The organism is Streptomyces ovatisporus, assembly GCF_042653885.1.
In the GTDB taxonomy this organism is placed as follows: domain Bacteria; phylum Actinomycetota; class Actinomycetes; order Streptomycetales; family Streptomycetaceae; genus Streptomyces; species Streptomyces ovatisporus.
The window spans coordinates 237,592-254,410 of sequence record NZ_JBHSFH010000004.1; the positions used below are offsets into that span (position 1 = coordinate 237,592).

Consider the following 16,819-nt stretch of genomic DNA (forward strand, 5'->3'; position numbering starts at 1 on the left):
TGCTCCGGAGTTCCCGGCATCCGTCCTCCCCCTGCCAGAGCCGGGGGACCGCTGAACCACACAGGAGGTGACCCGACATGGCCACCGCGCACCCACAGGCCACCGAGCGCGACGATCCCGGGGAGGGAAGCGGGACCGCGGCCCCGTCCGGACAGGGCGGGCCGGCGGCCGACGACGTGGACGTGGCCGGCGCCGCCCCCGTACGCCACCCGCTGCGCTGGCTGGCCGTCGCCGTCCTCGCCGTGCTCGGGGCCCAGCTGTGCCACTTCCTCTTCACCAACCCCAACTTCGAATGGGGCACGGTCGGCAGCTACTTCACAGCCGAGATCATCGGCAAGGGCATCGCCACCACCATCGAACTCACCGTCGTCGCCATGGTGATCGGGATCGTCCTCGGCGTACTCGTGGCCGTCGGACGGATGTCGGCGAACCCGGTGCTCAGGTCCGTGTGCGGCGCGTACGTCTGGTTCTTCCGCGGTGTGCCGGTGCTGGTGCAGCTGGTGTTCTGGTACAACCTCTCCGCGCTGCTGCCCCGTATCTCCCTCGGGGTGCCCTTCGGACCGGAGTTCGTCAGCGGCCAGACGAACCACCTGATCACCCCGCTCTTCGCGGCCATCCTCGGCCTCGGTCTCAACGAGGCCGCGTACATGGCGGAGATCGTCCGCGGCGGACTCCTCGGCGTCGACCCCGGTCAGACCGAGGCGTCCGACGCGCTCGGCATGACCCGCGCACGCAGCCTCCGCCGGATCGTGCTGCCCCAGGCGATGCGCTTCATCGTCCCGCCGACCGGCAGCCAGGTCATCAACATGCTCAAGGCCACGTCGCTGGTCAGCGTGATCGCGCTGTCGGACCTGCTCTACACCGTGCAGTCCATCTACAACCGGACCTTCGAGACCATTCCGCTGCTCCTGGTCGCGTGTCTCTGGTACCTGGTCATGACGTCCGTCCTCTACGTCGGCCAGTCCTTCATCGAGCGCTACTACGCCCGTGGCGCCACCCGCAACGCCCCGCAGAGCTTCTGGGACTTCGCTCTCTTCAAGCGCCGCGTCCGTACACCGGCGGCTCCCGGACAGGACCAGGAGCCGGACCCGAAGGAGTCAGCATGAGCCGTCCCCCGGCCGATGAGGCCACCGTCGGCGCCCCGGCGGGCGCCGGAGCCGGGTCCGTCGCGCCCGACGGACCCGAGGGGACCGTCACGGCCGCCACGGCCACCGCGCCCGCCGCTGCCGCCGCCTCGGGGCAGCCGCCGATGCTGCGGGCGCGAGGCGTACGCAAGAGCTTCGGTTCCCTGGAGGTCCTCAAGGGCATCGACATGGACGTGGCCACCGGCGAGGTCGTGGTCCTGCTGGGCCCGTCGGGCTCCGGCAAGTCGACGTTCCTGCGCTGCATCAACCATCTCGAAGCACCCGACGGCGGTTCCATCCGCGTCGCGGGCGAACTCATCGGCTACCGCAGGCACAAGGGCCGTCTCCACCATCTGCGCCCCCGCGAGGTGACGCGTCAGCGCCGCGACATCGGCATGGTCTTCCAGCACTTCAACCTCTTTCCCCACCAGACCGTCCTGCAGAACGTCATCGAGGCGCCCGTCGGTGTGCGGCGCCGTCCGAAGGCGGAAGCGCTGGAGCGGGCGCACGAACTGCTGCACCGCGTGGGCCTGTCCGAGAAGGCCGCGTCCTACCCGCGGCAGCTGTCCGGCGGCCAGCAGCAGCGGGTCGCCATCGCACGGGCCCTGGCCATGCAGCCGAAGCTGATGCTCTTCGACGAGCCGACCTCGGCTCTCGACCCCGAACTGGTCGGGGAAGTGCTGGAGACGATGCGCGACCTGGTCCGCGACGGGCTCACCATGGTCGTGGTGACCCACGAGATCGCCTTCGCCAAGGAGGCCGCCGACCGCGTCGTCTTCATGGACGAGGGCCGCGTCCTGGAGAGCGGTCCCCCGTCCGTCCTGGACCGTCCGTCCAACCCGCGCACGCAGGCGTTCCTGAAGCGCTTCCTCTGACGACGCGACGCGCCCCGGCCCACGCGTGAACGGGCCGGTGCCGTACGGGGGACGGCACCGGCCCTCCCGGCCGTACGCCTGCGGCGCCCCCGGATCACTCGTGCGCGGCCAGCTCCACGGTCGTGGTGACGCGGGCGAGGGAGGGCCGGCGCGGTACGGAGGCGAAACCGAAACGGACGGGCGGATCGACGGGCGCGAGCGGCCCGAGGTCGTCCCCCGCCAGCGAGGCGGAAGCCGCGGTGACGGGCCGCAGGTCGTGTACGCCGTACCACTCCCGGCGCCCCCGGCCGGCGCTTCCGCGGGTCCGCACCCCGGGCAGCACGCGCGCGGGCACGTCCACGAGGGTGATCCAGGCCGGGTGTGCGGCAAGGGCACGCGGGACCGCGTGCAGCAGCAACCCGAGCGGGCCGCGTCCGCCGAGGGTGAAGCACATGCGCAGGTCTGCGGCCTGCACGTCCCACTGCCGGCCCGAGGACCGCACGGTCACCGGTACGACACGTACGTGGTCGAAGGTGTACGTGGCCGCGACGAAGTCGGCGGTCCGGCGGGTCGGGGCGAGCAAGGTGCGCCGCCCGTCGGCACGTTCGAGCATCACGTCGCTGAACGCGCCGAACGGCGAGCGTGACCAGTGGCCCAGCACCAGCCGTGTGCCCGACCCGGTTCCGATGCCGGCGATCACGCCCTCGAACTGCATCTGCGCACGTGTCACCCACCGAGCTTCCCACCCCCGTCCCGAACGGGAGCAGAGGCAGGACCCCGGACGCCGGACGTGGCTCCCCGCGGGCCGTGGGGCGCGGCGCCGGCCGTGCGGAGGGGGCAGGCCGGCGCCGCGCCGGTATCAGGGAGCGGCGTGGGACGCCATGACGTGCTTGACCCGTGTGTAGTCGTCGAAGCCGTAGCGGCTCAGGTCGCGGCCCATGCCCGACTGCTTGTAACCGCCGTGCGGCAGCTCCGGCAGGATCACCTGGTGGCAGTTGAGCCACACGGAGCCGAAGTCGAGCGAGGAGCTCAGCCGCATCGCCCGGCCCAGGTCGGCCGTCCAGACGCTGGAGGCGAGGCCGTAGTCGACGCCGCAGGCCAGCTCCAGGGCCTCCGCCTCCGTCTCGAAGGGCTGGACCGTCACGACGGGCCCGAAGATCTCCCGCTGGACGATCGCGTCGTCCTGGCGTACCCCCGAGACGACGGTCGGCCGGAAGAAGAAGCCGGGCCGCTCCAGCGGAATTCCGCCCGTCTCCAGCACGGCGTGCGCGGGCAGTTCGGAGAGGGCGCCCGCGACGCGGCCCAGATGCGCCTCGCTGTTGAGCGGTCCGAGGAAGGCGTCCTCCTGCGGGCCGCCCACGGGAGTCGCCCGCGCGGCGGCCACCAGTTCCCGCAACAGCGGTTCGTACGCGCCGCGTTCGACGAGCACCCGGGTCACGGCCGTGCAGTCCTGCCCGGCGTTGAAGAAGGCGGCGTCCGCCAGGGCGCGGGCGGTACGTGCCGTGTCGACGTCGGCGAACACCAACGCCGGTGCCTTGCCGCCCAGTTCGAGGTGGACGTTCGTGAGCCGGGCGGCCGCCGACGTCATCACCTCGGAGCCTGCGCGGGTGCTGCCGGTGATGGCCACCATGTCGACGCCGGCGTGCTCGGCCAGGGCCCTGCCCGTCTCGCGGTCGCCGCACACGACGTTGACCACACCCGGCGGGAAGACGCGTGCGGCCAGTTCGCCCAGCAGCACCGTGGAGGCAGGCGTGGTGTCGGAGGGCTTGAGCACCACGGTGTTGCCCGCCGCCAGCGCCGGGGCCAGCTTCCAGACGGCCATCATGAACGGGTAGTTCCACGGCGTGACTTGAGCGACCACACCGACGGGTTCGCGGCGCACGTACGAGGTGTGCCCCTCCGTGTACTCGGTCGCGGCCACGCCCTCCAGCACACGGGCGGCTCCCGCGAAGAAGCGCAACTGGTCGACGCCGCGGTCGATTTCGAGAGTTCTGGTCACTGCCGGCGGCTTGCCGGTCGCGCGGACCTCGGCTGCCAGGAGCCGGTCCGCGTTCGAGGACACCAGATCGGCCAGTTGCAGCAGGGCACGCTGCCGGTCGGCGGGCGTGCTGCGGCGCCAGCCGCCGAAGGCACGGCGGGCCGCCGCCACTGCCGCGTCCACTTCGGCGGTCGAGGAGCGTGGGGCGGTGCCGTAACTCTCGCCCGTGGCAGGGTCGGTGAGATCCATGCGCGACGGTACGGGCACGCTCCCGCCGTCCACGACGTTGTGCAGCTCGACGGGGCCCGGGGCGGGCTCGAGTACGTCAGTCACGCTGGAACTCCTCTCGCAGGGAATCGACCGTCACGCCCGGTGCGAGCCGGCCGTCCGCGGGGCGCACCGCGATCAGAGCGGCTCTTCCCTTCCGGCAGTGGGCAAGGCCGCGGGCCAGCGCCGGAGCGAACTCCTCGGTGCGGCTGACCGTTTCGCCGTGTGCGCCGAACGCCTGGGCATACGCGGCGAAGTCGGGGTTGACCAGGCCGGTGCCGCTGACCCGCCCGGGGTAATGCATCTCCTGGTGCTTGCGGATGGTGCCGTAGGTTCCGTTGTCGACGACCAGGATCAGCGGATTCCCGCCCTCGGCCGCCGCCGTCGCCAGTTCCTGCCCGTTCATGAGGAAGCAGCCGTCGCCGGCGACCGAGACCACCTGACGGCCGGGGTACGTCACGCTTGCGGCGACCGCCGCCGGGATGCCGTAGCCCATCGACCCGTTGCGCGGGGCGAGTTGGCGCATGGCTTCCCGGTAGCCGACGAAGCGCTGTGCCCACAGTGCGTGGTTGCCCGCGCCGAAGGTGACGACGGCGTCGCTCTCCAGACGTTCGTCCAGCTCGGCGAAGACGGCACCCAGGTCGAGCGGTTCGTCGTCGTGGAGGGTGCGGCGGAAGTCGAGGTGGGCGGCGCGGTCGGCAGCGGTGACGTCCTTCCACGGCACCGGCCGCTCGGGCTTCGAGTGGGCGACCGCCCTGCCGAAGGCCCCGGGCGAGGCGAGCAGCGCGAGGTCGGCGCGGTGCTGCGAACCGGGAGGCTGCGGCTCCGGCAGCACGTGGACGATGCGCCGGGCGTCGCCGCCTGCCGCGTCGTGCGGCTCCAGCAGGGTGTAGCCGTCGGTGGCGACGTCGCCGGGGGCCGCACCCACGCAGATCACCAGGTCGGCGCTGTCCAGGCGCCCGGCGAGCGCTTCGGACCGCCCGTACCCCAGGGCGCCGGCGAAGACCTCGCACTCCTCGGGCACCAGGTCCTGGCAGCGGAAGTCGACGGCCAGCGGCAGCGACCAGGCTTCGGCCCACGCCCGTACGTCCGCGCGTGCCGTGTCCGTCCAGCGGCTGCCGCCCAGCAGCACCAGTGGCCGCTCCGCCTGGGCCAGCATCGCGGTCAGCTCGTCGACTTGAGCGGCCGAGACCGCGCCCTCGGGCACCGGCAGCGGAACCGCGTCCGGCACCCGGGCCGTGTCGGTGAGCATGTCCTCGGGCAGGCCCAGCACCACGGGCCCCGGGCGTCCGCCTGCCGCCACGGCGAAGGCACGGGCGACGAACTCCGGCAGCCGGGCCGCGTCGTCGACGGTCTCGACGAGTTTCGCCGTGGCTCCGAACGTCCCCCGCAGGTCGAGTTCCTGGAACGCCTGCCGGTCCCTGTGGCCGCGCGGCACCAGGCCGACGAAGAGCACGAGCGGCGTGGCGTCCTGGCAGGCGGTGTGCAGTGCGACGAGCGCGTTCGATGCGCCCGGTCCCCGGGTGGTGAAGCAGACTCCGGGACGTCCCGTGAGTTTGCCCGACGCCTCGGCCATGTACGCGGCGCCGCCCTCGTGGCGGCACACGACCATCCGCACCGGAGCGTCGTACAGGGCGTCCAGCGCGTCCAGATAACTCTCGCCGGGGACGCCGTAGACGGTCTCCACACCGTGGGCCGTCAACTGGTCGACGAGTATCCGTCCGCCACTGCGGGCGGGCCGCTGGTCCGGGCCCGCGGCAGGTGGTTCCTCGGTCATGCGATGGCCTTCGAGGTCTCGTGCTGCTTGCTGGGGTCGTGTCCGAGGCGGCGGCGCAGCTGCGGCCCCGCGAGGTACGAACCGGCCGTCGTACAGGCCGCGATGAAGATGAGCAGCAGGGCCGCGCTCCACGAGGCGCCGCCGGAGAGCCCGAGCAGCGAGGCGGCGGCCAGCGGTACGAAGCCCGCCAGCACCCCGGCCAGGTTGTAGGACATCGCGACGGCGCTGTAGCGGAAGTTCTCGGGGAACATGCCGGAGACGACGGCCCCGATGGGCGCGTACGGGATGGAGATCGCGCCGATGCCCAGCGAGACGCCGAGGATCACCAGTCCCGTCCGGCCCGTGTCCACGAGCCAGAAGGCGGGGAACGCGGCCAGTACGGAGACGACACCGCCGACGGCGCAGACCTTCCACGGACCGGCCTTGTTGGCGATCTTCCCCGCCACGACGAGTACGGCGATCTCGACGACCGAGCCGACGAGCGTGGCGTTGAGCATCACCGACTTGTCCACGCCGAGCTGTTCGGTGCCGTAGGAGATGATGAACGTCGTCAGCAGGAAGAAGCCGCCGATGCCGAGGAAGGCCGCGGCGATGCCGATGAGGATGCGCCCCCAGGTGCGGCGGAACGCCTCGACGAGAGGCGCGGGCGGAGGTCCGTTCTTCTCGCTGTCCGCCATCATCGCCTTGAAGACGGGCGACTCCTCGATACGCAGCCGCATGTACAGCGCGACGAACAGCAGCACGAAGGCGAACAGGAACGGTATCCGCCAGCCCCAGGAGTAGAAGGCGTCGTCGTCGAGCATCCCCACCAGCGCGAAGGCGCCGCTGGAGAGCAACGTGCCCACGGGAGAGCCGAGTTGGGGTACGGCGGAGTAGCTGCCGTGCTTCTCCTTCGGCGTGTGTTCCAGCGTCAGCAGCATCGCGCCGCTCCACTCGCCGCCCACCGAGATGCCCTGCAGGAACCTCAGCGTCGCCAGCAGCGCCGGCGCCCAGATGCCGATGGTGTCGTAGCCGGGCAGGAGGCCGATGCAGCCGGTGGTGAGGCCCATCAGCACCACGGTCGCGATCAGGGCTGTCTTACGCCCGAGCCTGTCGCCTATGTGACCGAAGATCGCCGCACCGATGGGACGCGCCACGAAGCCCACCGCGAAGGTGATGAACGAGGCGATGGTGCCGACGGCCGGGTCGAGATCGGGGAAGAAGAGCTTGTTGAAGACCAGGGCGGCGGCCGTGCCGTAGAGGAAGTAGTCGTACCACTCCAGTGCGGTGCCGACGAAGGCGGCGGAGAGCAGCCGCTTGATGTCCGCCGGGCGGACCGTGGTCTTCGGAGCGGGTGGAGGTGATTCCTCACCCTTGGTGATCGGTGTCTCGTGGTTCACGAGGTCTCCTCGGGGAACGGCGGCCGCTCACGCGGCGCGGGAGTTCGGGGACAGGGTGCTGACGAGCAGCGGGGACGCGCGCCGCGGACAGGTCCGCGGCGCGGGTGGGGAGTTCCTGCTGCGCTGTTCACCGGCGTTGCACCAGACCGTGCGGGTCGTGGGCGGCCTCACCGCCGACGAGGGTGGCCAGTACGCCGGTCGAGCCGATGCGTTCCGGCCCGGCTGCGAGGGGGTCCGCGTCGAGCACGGCGAGATCGGCGAGCAGCCCGGGCGTGAGGCTGCCTCTGCTCCGCGCGGTGCCGCCGGCGTGCGCCGATCCGACCGTCCAGGCGCGCAGCGCGGTCCGGGCGGCCACCCGTTCGTCCGGAACGAACGGCGTGCCCGAGTCGGTCAGCCGCCGCACCATCGCCTCCATGGCGGGGAGCGGTGCTCCGGGGGCGACGGGACGGTCGGAGGACCCCGGCACGGTCAGTCCCGCGTCCACGAACGAACGCATCCGGTACAGCCGCCCGGCTCGTTCAGGGCCGAGGGCGGCGGCCATCGCGTCGCCGAACGCGGGCAGGAAGTTCAGCTGCGGCACCGGCACGACGCCCAGGTCGGCGAAACGTTCCAGCTGCTCGGGCCGGACGATGCCCGCGTGCTCGACGCGGTGGGTCACGCGCGGACGGGGGTGTTCGCGCTGCGCACGGGCGTACGCGTCGAGGGCGAGGTCGACGGCGCGGTCGCCGATGGCGTGGGCCGCGACGCTCCAGCCGCCGCGGTGGGCGGCGACGACGAGCTCGGTCATGGCGTCCGGGTCGTTCTGGAAGTAGCCGTTGCCGGGGGAGCCCGCACCTGCGTGGCAGCCGCAGAAGGGTTCGGTCACGGCAGCCGTGCGTCCCAGCAGCGAACCGTCGAGGAAGATCTTCACCGGCCCGACCGAGAGCCGGTCGTCGCCCAGGCCCGTTCGCAGGCCGAGGTCGAGGCCCGCGGTGATCCCGTCGTCCGGGTGTGCCGTCAGGGGGTGCAGGGCGTCGGAGGCGACCATCACCTGTGCACGCGCGTGCAGCCTTCCGGTGTCCAGGGCGAGTTGGTAGGCGGCGAGCTCGACGGGCGTCTGGCCGATCCACCCGCCGCCGATCCCGGCCTCGGTGAAGCTGGTGACACCCTCGGCGAGATAACGGCGGGTGGCCGCCTGCAACGCGTCGGCGACGGTCTCGGCGGAGTACGGCAGGACCTGGTCCTGCACGAGTCGCTGAGCGGTCTCCTCCAGCAGCCCGTTGGGACGTCCGTCCGCGTCCCTGGCGACCACACCGCCGGGCGGCGCCTCGAAACCGGGAGCCAGCGCACCGGCCCTCTCCAGTACCTCCGTGCTGACGTAACAGGCGTGTCCGGAGGTGTGCTTGAGCCATACCGGCCGCCCGCCTCCGGCGCGGTCGAGCGCGTCGCGGTGCGGCGGTACGCCCCCCGCCTTGTGATGGTCGAGGCCCGCGCCCACGACCCAGGCGTCCTCGGGGAGGGTGCGCGCGTGGCGGGCCACGGCGTCGTGGACGTCCTGAAGCGAACGGGCCGGGGAGAGGTCGAGCTGGGCGAGGGTGAGTCCGAACCACGCGGTGTGGCAGTGCGCGTCGTTGAACCCCGGCACCACGGTCGCGCCGTCCGCGTGCAGGACATGTTCCGCGTCCAGTCCTTCGATCTCCTCGTCGAGGCCGACGACGCGCCCGTGGAGGACGCCGAGGCTGTGCGCGGCCGGCCGGCGCTCGTCCATCGTGTGGACGTTCGCGTCCCGCACGATCAGATCAAGGCGCATGGGTGACCTCCCCTTGTCGGCTTCACGTCGGCTCCGTCGCCTCCGGTCGGTTGCGGGCACCGGCGCTCACGCCAGGTGGTGGAGCTGGGCCAGCGGAAGACCGGTGGCGGCTTCGGTCGCGGTGGGCGTCCCGTCGACGAGGACGGGGCCCGGGTCACGGGGGACCTCGACCACCGGGGTCGCGGTGTTGTGCAGCATGTCGGCACGGCTGAGCCCGCGGCTGTCCCGTACGGGCGCGTAACGCAGCCCGCGCGGCAGGGAGTTGCGTGCCGCGGAGTCCGAGAGCGCCTCGGCGCCGACGAAGACGCGGGCGAGCTGTGCGGCGGCGTCGCCCAGTGCGCCGTAGTACGGCCGGTAGCGGCGCGGCTGCGTGAGACGGGTCGAGCCCGAGCCGGAACCGGTGTTCCCCCAGGCCACGAAGCCGCTCTTGATGACGAGTTCGGGTTTCGTGCCGAACCAGGCCGGATGCCACAGCACGATGTCCGCGAGCTGACCCGGTGCGACGCTGCCCACCTCGTGGGAGATGCCGTGTGCGACGGCCGGGTTGAGCGTGATCTTGGCCAGGTAGCGCAACACCCGTGCGTTCGCGGAGTGTTCGACGCCGTCCTCACCGCTGCGTACCGCCTGTACGTGCGCGAGCTGCCAGGTGCGGCGGACGGTCTCGGCGATGCGGCCCATGCCCATCGAGTCGGAGTTGACGATGCTGATGGCGCCCTGGTCGTGCAGTGAGTTCTCCGCCGCGATGGCGTGGGCGCGGATGCGTCCCCGGGAGACCTCGACGTCGCTGTCGATGTGGTGGTTCTGACGGTGGACGGTCATCGTCATCGGGAAGAGTTCGTCGACGGTGTTGACCGTGTACGGGATGGTCGGAGTCGTCGAGGAGGGCAGGATGTTGCCCTCGGAGAGGATCTGGAGCAGGTCGGGATGGCCTCCTCCTCCCTCGACGTGGTACGCGTGCACGGTGCGCCCGCGCGTCGCGCCGACGGTGTCGCGCAGATAGCCGGATTCGTTCATCGAGTCGGTGTGCAGCGCGACGGGCAGGTCGGCCTGGTCGGCGGCGTCAAGGCAGGTGTCGACGATGCGCGGGGTCGCTCCGAAGTCCTCGTGGACCTTGAAACCGCCGGCGCCGGCCAGCACGATCTCGTCCAGCTGGCGGCGTGAGCTGGACGAACCACGTGCCAGGAACGCCACGTTGAGAGGCGTCCCCCGCCAGGCGCTCATCAGCGTGTGCAGGTTGTGGGCGGGGTTGCAGCCGATCTCCCACATGCCGCCGAGGCCCATTCCCACCACCGTGGTCACTCCGGAGGAGAGCGCGGCGGGCGCGATCTCGGGGGAGGAGAGGTGCACGTGGCTGTCGACGATGCCGGGGGTGGCCAGCAGCCCCTCGCCCGGCACCATCGAGGTGTGCGAGTCCACGGCGAAGTCGACGGGCATGACGTCCGGGTTGCCCACTCCTCCGACCGCCACGACACGGCCGTCCTTGACGCCGATGTCCGTCTTCCGCACGCCCGAACGCGGGTCGAGCAGCACCACGTTGGTGATCACCAGGTCGAGTGCGGACTCCCGGTCGGAACGGGGTGAGGCCAGCAGCCCGTCCCGTACGGTCTTGCCGCAGCCGCCCAGGAGTTCGTCGCCCGGGCTTCCGTCGTCGTGCTCGACCTCCACCCACAGGCCGGTGTCGCCGAGCCGGATCCTGTCGCCCGTCGTGGGTCCGTAGAGTGCGTTGTACGTGCGCCGGTCGATCTCGCGCGGCGGACGGTCCGCGCTGTTTCCGGGAGCACTCATGGCCGGGCCTCCTTCTCCCCCTGGTCGTACGGGCTGCCTGCCTGCGGCGGCCGCACTCCTTCGTGACGGGCCTCGACCACGTCGACCTCGCGTTCGGTGCCCGGCTCGAAGACGAGGGCGGTACCGGCCGGGACGTCCAGCCGCATGCCCGCGGCGGCCTCGCGGTCGAAGCGGAGCGCCGCGTTGGCCTCGGAGAGCGGGAAGTGCGAGGAGATGTAGACGGCCTGGTCTCCCGTGTTGCGTACGGTCAGGCGCTGCCTGCGGTGGCCCTCGTTGATGCGTACGGGGCCGGGTGCCGTGCGTACCGCGCCCGGTCCGGGCGCCGTGCCCCGGGCCGTGATCGGGTCGTCGACGGCGACGAGCGCCGTCCCGCTCGGGAAGAGGGCCTCGACCTGGACGGTGGGCACCATCGCGGGCACCCCTTCCAGCACGTCGTCCTCGCTGAGCACCGAGCGCCCCACCTGGATGACCTCGTCCATGCCGAGCCCGTCCCAGGCGGCTTCGAGTATTTCGTCGCAGATGAGCGCGATGGCCTCGGGCGCGTTGAGCCGGCGGCCGCGGCTGCGGCGGCGCCGGGCGAGTTCGGCGGCGGTGAACAGTTGAAGCCGCTCGTTCTCGCGGGGAGTCAGATGCACTGTCGGGCCTCCGGGGTCGACCGACTCGGCTGAGGGCACAAAGCGATCGCCCCAGGATTGCGCGACTGAGGAGGCAGACCAACGTTGAAGTATCGCGGACTGAGGGTCCACGATTGTGCAGATGCACACTCAGTCCGCCTCTTCCCTGCCCGGCCCCCGCGCTGCGGAGCTCGCCGTGGAGTGCCTTCAGGAGCTCGACGTCCTCCTCGGCGACTGGATGGAGACCGTCCGGCCGCTGCGCGCCGAGTACGCCGGAGCCGTGCCCGACGAGGACTTCCGGGAGAGCGCGCTCCTGGCCTTCGAACTGCTGCTGCGTACGGTGGCGGAGCTGCCCGTACCGGCGGAGCTGGCGGGCGTCTCGGAACGCATCGGCGAGCGGCGTGCCCGCCAGGGCGTACCGCTGGACTCACTGCTCGCGGCAGCCCGGCTGGACTTCCGGGTGGTCTGGGCCGCACTGGTCGCCAGGGCCGACGACGCGGACAAAGTGCTGCTCGTCGCCTCCGCCTACCACGTGTGGGAGGCCGTGGAAGCCCATGTCACCGGCATCATGACCGCGTACCAGCGGACCGTCCTGGAGATGGGCAGGCAGCGCGAGGACGAGCGCCGGCTGTGGTTCGACCGCCTGCTGGAGACCGGCGGCCGCAACCCGACAGTGGTACGAGACGTGTCCCTCGCGCTCGGCTTCCAGGCCACGGGACGCTTCCTGTGCGTCGCCGCCCTTCCGGAAGCCGGGGCCGCGCTCCACGAGGCGGCCGCCACGCTGCGTTCCGCCGGCGCGACGCTTCAACGGCAGACGGTGTCCTCGGCGTCACTGCTGGTCGTGCAGCTGGCCCGGCGCATGAGCGAGGCGGAGGTCCTGGACATGCTGGGGGGAGTGCCGTGCGGAGTGTCACCCGCGGTGGACGGCCTGGCGGAGGTGCCCCGGGCTGTCGAACTGGCCACCGCGACCGCCCGGGCGCTTCCGGACTCGGCGGCGGGGCCGCTCCGTCTGGCGGACGCGTGGCTCCAGGTACTGGTGCACCGTGCGGAATCCTTCGCCGGGTATCTGGCCGAAGACGTCCTGGGAGGCGTCCGCCGGGACAACGTCCCCGTCGCCGAGACCGAGCGGCTTCTGCAGACGGCACGGGTGCACCTCGCCGGGAGCGGCTCGATCGCCGAGACCGCGGAAGCCCTCTACTGCCACCGCAACACCGTCCAGCAGCGTTTCACCCGTCTCTTCGAACTGACCGGCCGCGACATCCGCCGTCCCGGGGACGCCGCGCTGCTCGCCCTCGCCCTGCACGCACAGGAGCAAGGCGACAGGTAGAGACGGCAGGCGCGACCGGCGGGGACGGACAGGACCGGCGGGGTGCCGGGCGAGCTCAGACGTCGTCCTCGTCCTCGTCGTCGAGCCGCGCGAGCCAGGTCGCCAGCCGCTCGACGGGGACCTCGAAGTCGGGGTTGAGATCCACGAACGCCCGGAGCTGCTCGGCCAGCCACTCGAAGGTGACCTCTTCTTCGCCGCGTCGGCTCGTCAGCTCTTCGATGCCGCGGTCGGTGAAGTACACGGAGCGCTCCTGGGGGACGGTCGACGGTGCGGTCCCCAGAATATGCGGGTGCGGAGGAGCTCTTTCCGCGGGGCGGACAGGTCACGGACAGCGGTCGGCTCCCGGTCGCGCGGCACGGGCGGAGGTACGAAGGGGAGAGACGCGCCCGACGGGAGGCGGATGCGTCTCTCCCCTCAGACGTCGGTCCGGGGGACCGGCGCCGTGCACCGCGAGCCTTCCCGGTCGCCGGCGTGAAGCGGGAGAGACCGCTCAGCCGGGACGACCGCGGACCGCGGAGCTGTCCCACTCCCAGGCGGGAGAGTCACCGGAGCGGAGCGGTCAGGCCCCGTTCCGTCCTGCCATGCCGGCCTTGGTGCCGGAGCCGTTCTCCGCGCTGTCGGCTTCCTCGCCGCCGCCGTTGCCGGCTTCCTCGGGAAGAACGAGGTTCACGTTGATGTCCGGGTTCACGTTGGTGATCGTGTTGCCGATGCCGGTCTGGCAGAAGGTGGCGCGGTGGCCGTTGTTCGCCTGCTCGGCTGCGGCGGCGAGTGCCTCCTCGGCCTCGGCCTCGTTCTCCTGCTGCGTGTTGCCGCAGAAGTTCACCTGATGGGACCCGCCCTCCTCGCCGTGGCCGTATCCGGGGGCGGCCGACGCGGCGGTGGCCGAGGCGCCGAGCATCGCGGCGGCCATGACGGCGAGAGCGGAGACCCTGAGTGATTTGCGCATGTTCTCTCCAATCTGGATTCTCCCCACGGTGGGAGAACTAATGTGACTATTCCTCCGCATACGTGACCGATGCTGCGATGACGCCGACTCGACCCTGACGCGTATGAAAGTCATACAGTCAGAGCAATTGCTTCGACCGGGGCGGGCCGGGCGTCCGGGATGATGCGTTCGTCGGGGCGTGGGCGCACGACTGGAGCAGCAACGGAGGAGTGTGCGGTGGAGCGGGGTATTCAGGAGATCGAGCTGCCGAACGGGGAGACGGTGCTCGCCGCCGTCCGCGTGGTCGCGCCGGAGCAACTGCCGGACGGGAGGGGCGAGGACCCGGACTTCGAGTTCGAGGACACGGGAGCGGCCGACGGCCTCGCGGCACGTGTGGAGCGGCTCAACGAGCTGGTCTCCGGCGTGGGTTCGGCCGTACTGGAGGCGGCGCGGGAGGCGCAGCCCGACGAGGTGAGCGCGACCTTCGGCGTCGAGATCCTGGTCAAGCCGGGCAAGGCCGTCGCACTGCTCGCGGACGGTGAGGTCAAGGGGGCGATCTCGGTCACGCTGACCTGGAAACGGGGGGATCCGGCGCAGCAGCAAGAGCAGTAATCTTGTTGCTCACTTGCCTCACGCGAGGTGGAACCGGGGGGACGGGGTGCGGGTGGTCAGCGTCTCCGGCGGCAGAGCCGGGTTGTCCGCGTGGGCGCAGCGGAGCAGGAGGGCACATGCCGGTCTGCTGCTGTGCGCCGTGCGTGTCTCGTGAGCGCCGTCGAGAGCGCCGTGCGAGCGGCGGTCGTACGGATTGGTGCAGTGGACGAGGGGTATGACGCCCGGTACGAGAGCGGGCACGGGGTCTTCTGGGGAAGCGGCTTCTTCATCGCTCCGGGCTGGGTACTGACCAGTGCGCACGTCGTGGGCAAGGGGAGGGGTGCCGTGTGGAGGGGTGAGCACGTCATCGGCATCACCACTGAGAGCGGTGCGACATTCACCGGTCTGCTCGCCTGCGGGCTCCCGCGCCCCCACGATGCCGAACGTCCTCCCTCTCCCTGGGGCGACCCCGACCTGGCGCTCGTACGCGTGCCGGATGCGGAGGAGGTGAACTGCCTCTGGCTCAGCGACCGTTCGCAGGTCGCCTCCGACCAGGTCGAACTGCACGGGTATTCCTCGGCGTTCGGCGGCGGCGCGGAGGTGTACGTGCACGGTGCGGGCGCGGCGACCGGCGGCCCCGGCGGTCCGCTGATGCTTCAGGGCAGCTACCTGCCCGCGGGATGCTCGGGAGGCCCCGTCGTCGACCGCAACCGGGGCAGCGTCATCGGTGTCAACAAGGGCCGCGCGAAAGGCCGCGGCGAGTCGGCGGCGCTCGCCACGGCCGTCACGGAGCTGCGTCGCTTCTGCGACGACGGGCCGGACGCCGCCGGCGTGTGGTCGCAGGTGCTGCGCGCACACGACCGGCACCATCTCCAGCGCTATCTCAGTCCCGGCTGGAGCTGGCCGCGGGAGCAGTTCGACCTGGAGGCGCAGCGTACGAAGCCTGGGTACTCGAGCGGCTTCACGGCCTACGACCGGGCCGAACTGTACGGACGCTTCGCCGAGTTGCCGCCGCCGCTCAGCACGGGGCAGGTGCTGGAGATGGTCAACGAGGCACGACGTGAGGTGCTTCGCGAGTCCTATCGGCTCGACGTGCACGCGCCCCGCAGCTGGCGGGAGGGCGCGGGGCTGCTGTACTCGCCGCGCGACGGGCGTGCCGACGGCGGTGACACGGGGCGTGACCTGGAGCGGGAAGCGGTGCTGCTGTACGCGGCGAAGGTGTGCGCCGCGCTGTCGGGAGCGGGAACCGGGGCGCGGGCCGCGACCGGGGAGATCCGCGCGGTGCCGCCCGTACAGCGGGAGGCGCCGTCCGGGAAGTGCGCCGAGGCAGAGCCGGACGCGGTGGGCGAGCTGAAGGCATGGGTGAAGAACGCCGCAGTGACCCTGCGCAACGACATCATCCGGCAGCGCGTCCCCGACATCGTGGACGGTCTCGCGACGGCCGCGGCGACCACGCACCCGTCCGGCGCGGTGCGCTCCGTGCATGCCGACGTACTCGTGGAGATCGACCCGGACTTCTACGGTACGCACGCCTGGCGGATCAAACTGATCGATGCCGAGGGCCAGATCACGCCCGTACGCAACAGCGAGATCGGCGTCCCGCGCGCGAAGCTGGAAGGGGACATCCGCGCCGCGCTCGCCGACGCCCTGGACAGGGGAGACATCGGAGAACATCTGGCGGCGCTCGACTTCATGCTGCCCCGCGCGCTGTTCGACGAGCCCGTGGAGACATGGCGGGCCAGGGAGGCAGACCCCGGCGAGGGGTTCAGCGAGCACAGTCTGCCGCTCGGACACCGCCGTACGGTCGCAGTCCGCGATCTGCAACGCAGGTGCAAGGTCACTCCCGAGTGGCGCAGCCGCTGGAGCGGTATCGCGCAGGGACCGCTCTCCGCGATCCCGCTGTGCAGCGACGTGCCCGAGGCCGGACACGAGAGCGCTGCCCCGGAGACCGACATGGCGGCGTACGGGCGGCTGCGCGCCGCGGAGCGCCACGCGGTCCCTGTGCACTGCGCGCGGGCGGGCAGCGGACGCGGCGCGGCGGCTCTGGGCGTGGCGCTGGCGGCGGGACACCCGGCGGCCCTGTGGCGGCGCTGCGACGAACGGCACGACGACTGCGAGGAGTTCTACTCGGGTGCGGCGGATCTGCTGCGCGCGGTGGGCGCCGCCGACGGACCGGACGGACTGCGCGAACTCGTCCTCAACCTGCGCAACCGGATGGTCGATCCCGGCGGCACCGACACCGCTGCGGCCTGGGCAGAACAGCTGATCCTCCTCTACGATCCGCCCGACGGACCCCAGCTCTCCGACCATCCACTGCGCGCACCGCAGCTCCGCCCCTAGACGCCCCTTCCCGAGCGGCAACGACACCACAGGCCCCGCTACATCGCTGAACCGCACCGAGTCACCAGG

At 71.7% G+C, this 16,819-nt stretch carries 14 protein-coding genes; 5 read left to right on the forward strand and 9 right to left on the reverse strand.

What is annotated here, in order from left to right; translation table 11 throughout:
• Positions 1 to 77 precede the first annotated feature (77 nt).
• Together ACFPA8_RS05940 and ACFPA8_RS05945 are read left to right on the forward strand one after the other, a co-directional pair.
• On the forward strand, positions 78 to 1,106 hold the full coding sequence (locus ACFPA8_RS05940) for an amino acid ABC transporter permease (protein WP_386443356.1): 1,029 nt from the start codon (positions 78 to 80) through the stop codon (positions 1,104 to 1,106).
• Between the two features lie 143 nt (positions 1,107 to 1,249).
• Positions 1,250 to 1,999 carry an amino acid ABC transporter ATP-binding protein gene (locus ACFPA8_RS05945; protein ID WP_386444640.1) on the forward strand — a complete coding sequence of 250 codons (750 nt, stop codon included), beginning with the start codon at positions 1,250 to 1,252 and terminating at the stop codon, positions 1,997 to 1,999.
• Positions 2,000 to 2,093: 94 nt separating this feature from the next.
• On the opposite strand, the gene ACFPA8_RS05950 is transcribed toward ACFPA8_RS05945, so the two are convergent.
• The 7 genes from ACFPA8_RS05950 to ureA form a co-directional block, all read right to left on the reverse strand.
• On the reverse strand, positions 2,094 to 2,693 hold the full coding sequence (locus ACFPA8_RS05950; RefSeq protein ID WP_386444643.1) for a hypothetical protein: 600 nt from the start codon (positions 2,691 to 2,693) through the stop codon (positions 2,094 to 2,096).
• 144 nt (positions 2,694 to 2,837) lie between these two features.
• Complete coding sequence (locus ACFPA8_RS05955; protein ID WP_386444646.1) at positions 2,838 to 4,250, reverse strand: aminobutyraldehyde dehydrogenase; 1,413 nt, start codon at positions 4,248 to 4,250, stop codon at positions 2,838 to 2,840.
• A 31-nt stretch (positions 4,251 to 4,281) separates the two neighbouring features.
• Positions 4,282 to 6,000: a thiamine pyrophosphate-dependent enzyme gene (locus ACFPA8_RS05960; protein ID WP_386443359.1), complete on the reverse strand. Its 1,719-nt coding sequence runs from the start codon at positions 5,998 to 6,000 to the stop codon at positions 4,282 to 4,284.
• Positions 5,997 to 7,379: an MFS transporter gene (locus ACFPA8_RS05965; protein WP_386443362.1), complete on the reverse strand. Its 1,383-nt coding sequence runs from the start codon at positions 7,377 to 7,379 to the stop codon at positions 5,997 to 5,999. Before ACFPA8_RS05965 ends, ACFPA8_RS05960 begins: the two co-directional genes overlap by 4 nt.
• 127 nt (positions 7,380 to 7,506) lie before the next feature.
• The gene (locus ACFPA8_RS05970; RefSeq protein ID WP_386443365.1) at positions 7,507 to 9,168 is read right to left on the reverse strand and encodes an amidohydrolase; all 1,662 of its coding nucleotides are present in this window, start codon (positions 9,166 to 9,168) and stop codon (positions 7,507 to 7,509) included.
• A 66-nt stretch (positions 9,169 to 9,234) separates the two neighbouring features.
• Positions 9,235 to 10,953 (reverse strand): urease subunit alpha, encoded by a 1,719-nt coding sequence (locus tag ACFPA8_RS05975; protein WP_386443368.1) that lies wholly within the window; start codon positions 10,951 to 10,953, stop codon positions 9,235 to 9,237.
• Complete coding sequence (gene ureA / locus ACFPA8_RS05980) at positions 10,950 to 11,588, reverse strand: urease subunit gamma (protein ID WP_386443371.1); 639 nt, start codon at positions 11,586 to 11,588, stop codon at positions 10,950 to 10,952. The genes ACFPA8_RS05975 and ureA overlap by 4 nt, the downstream gene beginning before the upstream one ends.
• Before the next feature lie 121 nt (positions 11,589 to 11,709).
• Between ureA and ACFPA8_RS05985 the strand changes: the two genes are divergently transcribed.
• Positions 11,710 to 12,894 carry a PucR family transcriptional regulator gene (locus ACFPA8_RS05985; RefSeq protein WP_386443374.1) on the forward strand — a complete coding sequence of 395 codons (1,185 nt, stop codon included), beginning with the start codon at positions 11,710 to 11,712 and terminating at the stop codon, positions 12,892 to 12,894.
• 55 nt (positions 12,895 to 12,949) lie between these two features.
• Here the strand turns inward: ACFPA8_RS05985 and ACFPA8_RS05990 are convergent, their stop codons facing one another.
• Both ACFPA8_RS05990 and ACFPA8_RS05995 read right to left on the reverse strand, forming a co-directional pair.
• Positions 12,950 to 13,135 carry a DUF6104 family protein gene (locus ACFPA8_RS05990; RefSeq protein WP_386443376.1) on the reverse strand — a complete coding sequence of 62 codons (186 nt, stop codon included), beginning with the start codon at positions 13,133 to 13,135 and terminating at the stop codon, positions 12,950 to 12,952.
• 318 nt (positions 13,136 to 13,453) lie between these two features.
• Positions 13,454 to 13,840 carry a hypothetical protein gene (locus ACFPA8_RS05995; RefSeq protein WP_386443379.1) on the reverse strand — a complete coding sequence of 129 codons (387 nt, stop codon included), beginning with the start codon at positions 13,838 to 13,840 and terminating at the stop codon, positions 13,454 to 13,456.
• A 216-nt stretch (positions 13,841 to 14,056) separates the two neighbouring features.
• Between ACFPA8_RS05995 and ACFPA8_RS06000 the strand changes: the two genes are divergently transcribed.
• Both ACFPA8_RS06000 and ACFPA8_RS06005 read left to right on the forward strand, forming a co-directional pair.
• A complete protein-coding gene (locus tag ACFPA8_RS06000) occupies positions 14,057 to 14,431 on the forward strand; it encodes a CU044_2847 family protein (protein ID WP_386443382.1) in 375 nt (124 codons plus the stop codon).
• Between the two features lie 201 nt (positions 14,432 to 14,632).
• On the forward strand, positions 14,633 to 16,750 hold the full coding sequence (locus ACFPA8_RS06005; protein ID WP_386443385.1) for a VMAP-C domain-containing protein: 2,118 nt from the start codon (positions 14,633 to 14,635) through the stop codon (positions 16,748 to 16,750).
• Positions 16,751 to 16,819: the final 69 nt, after the last annotated feature.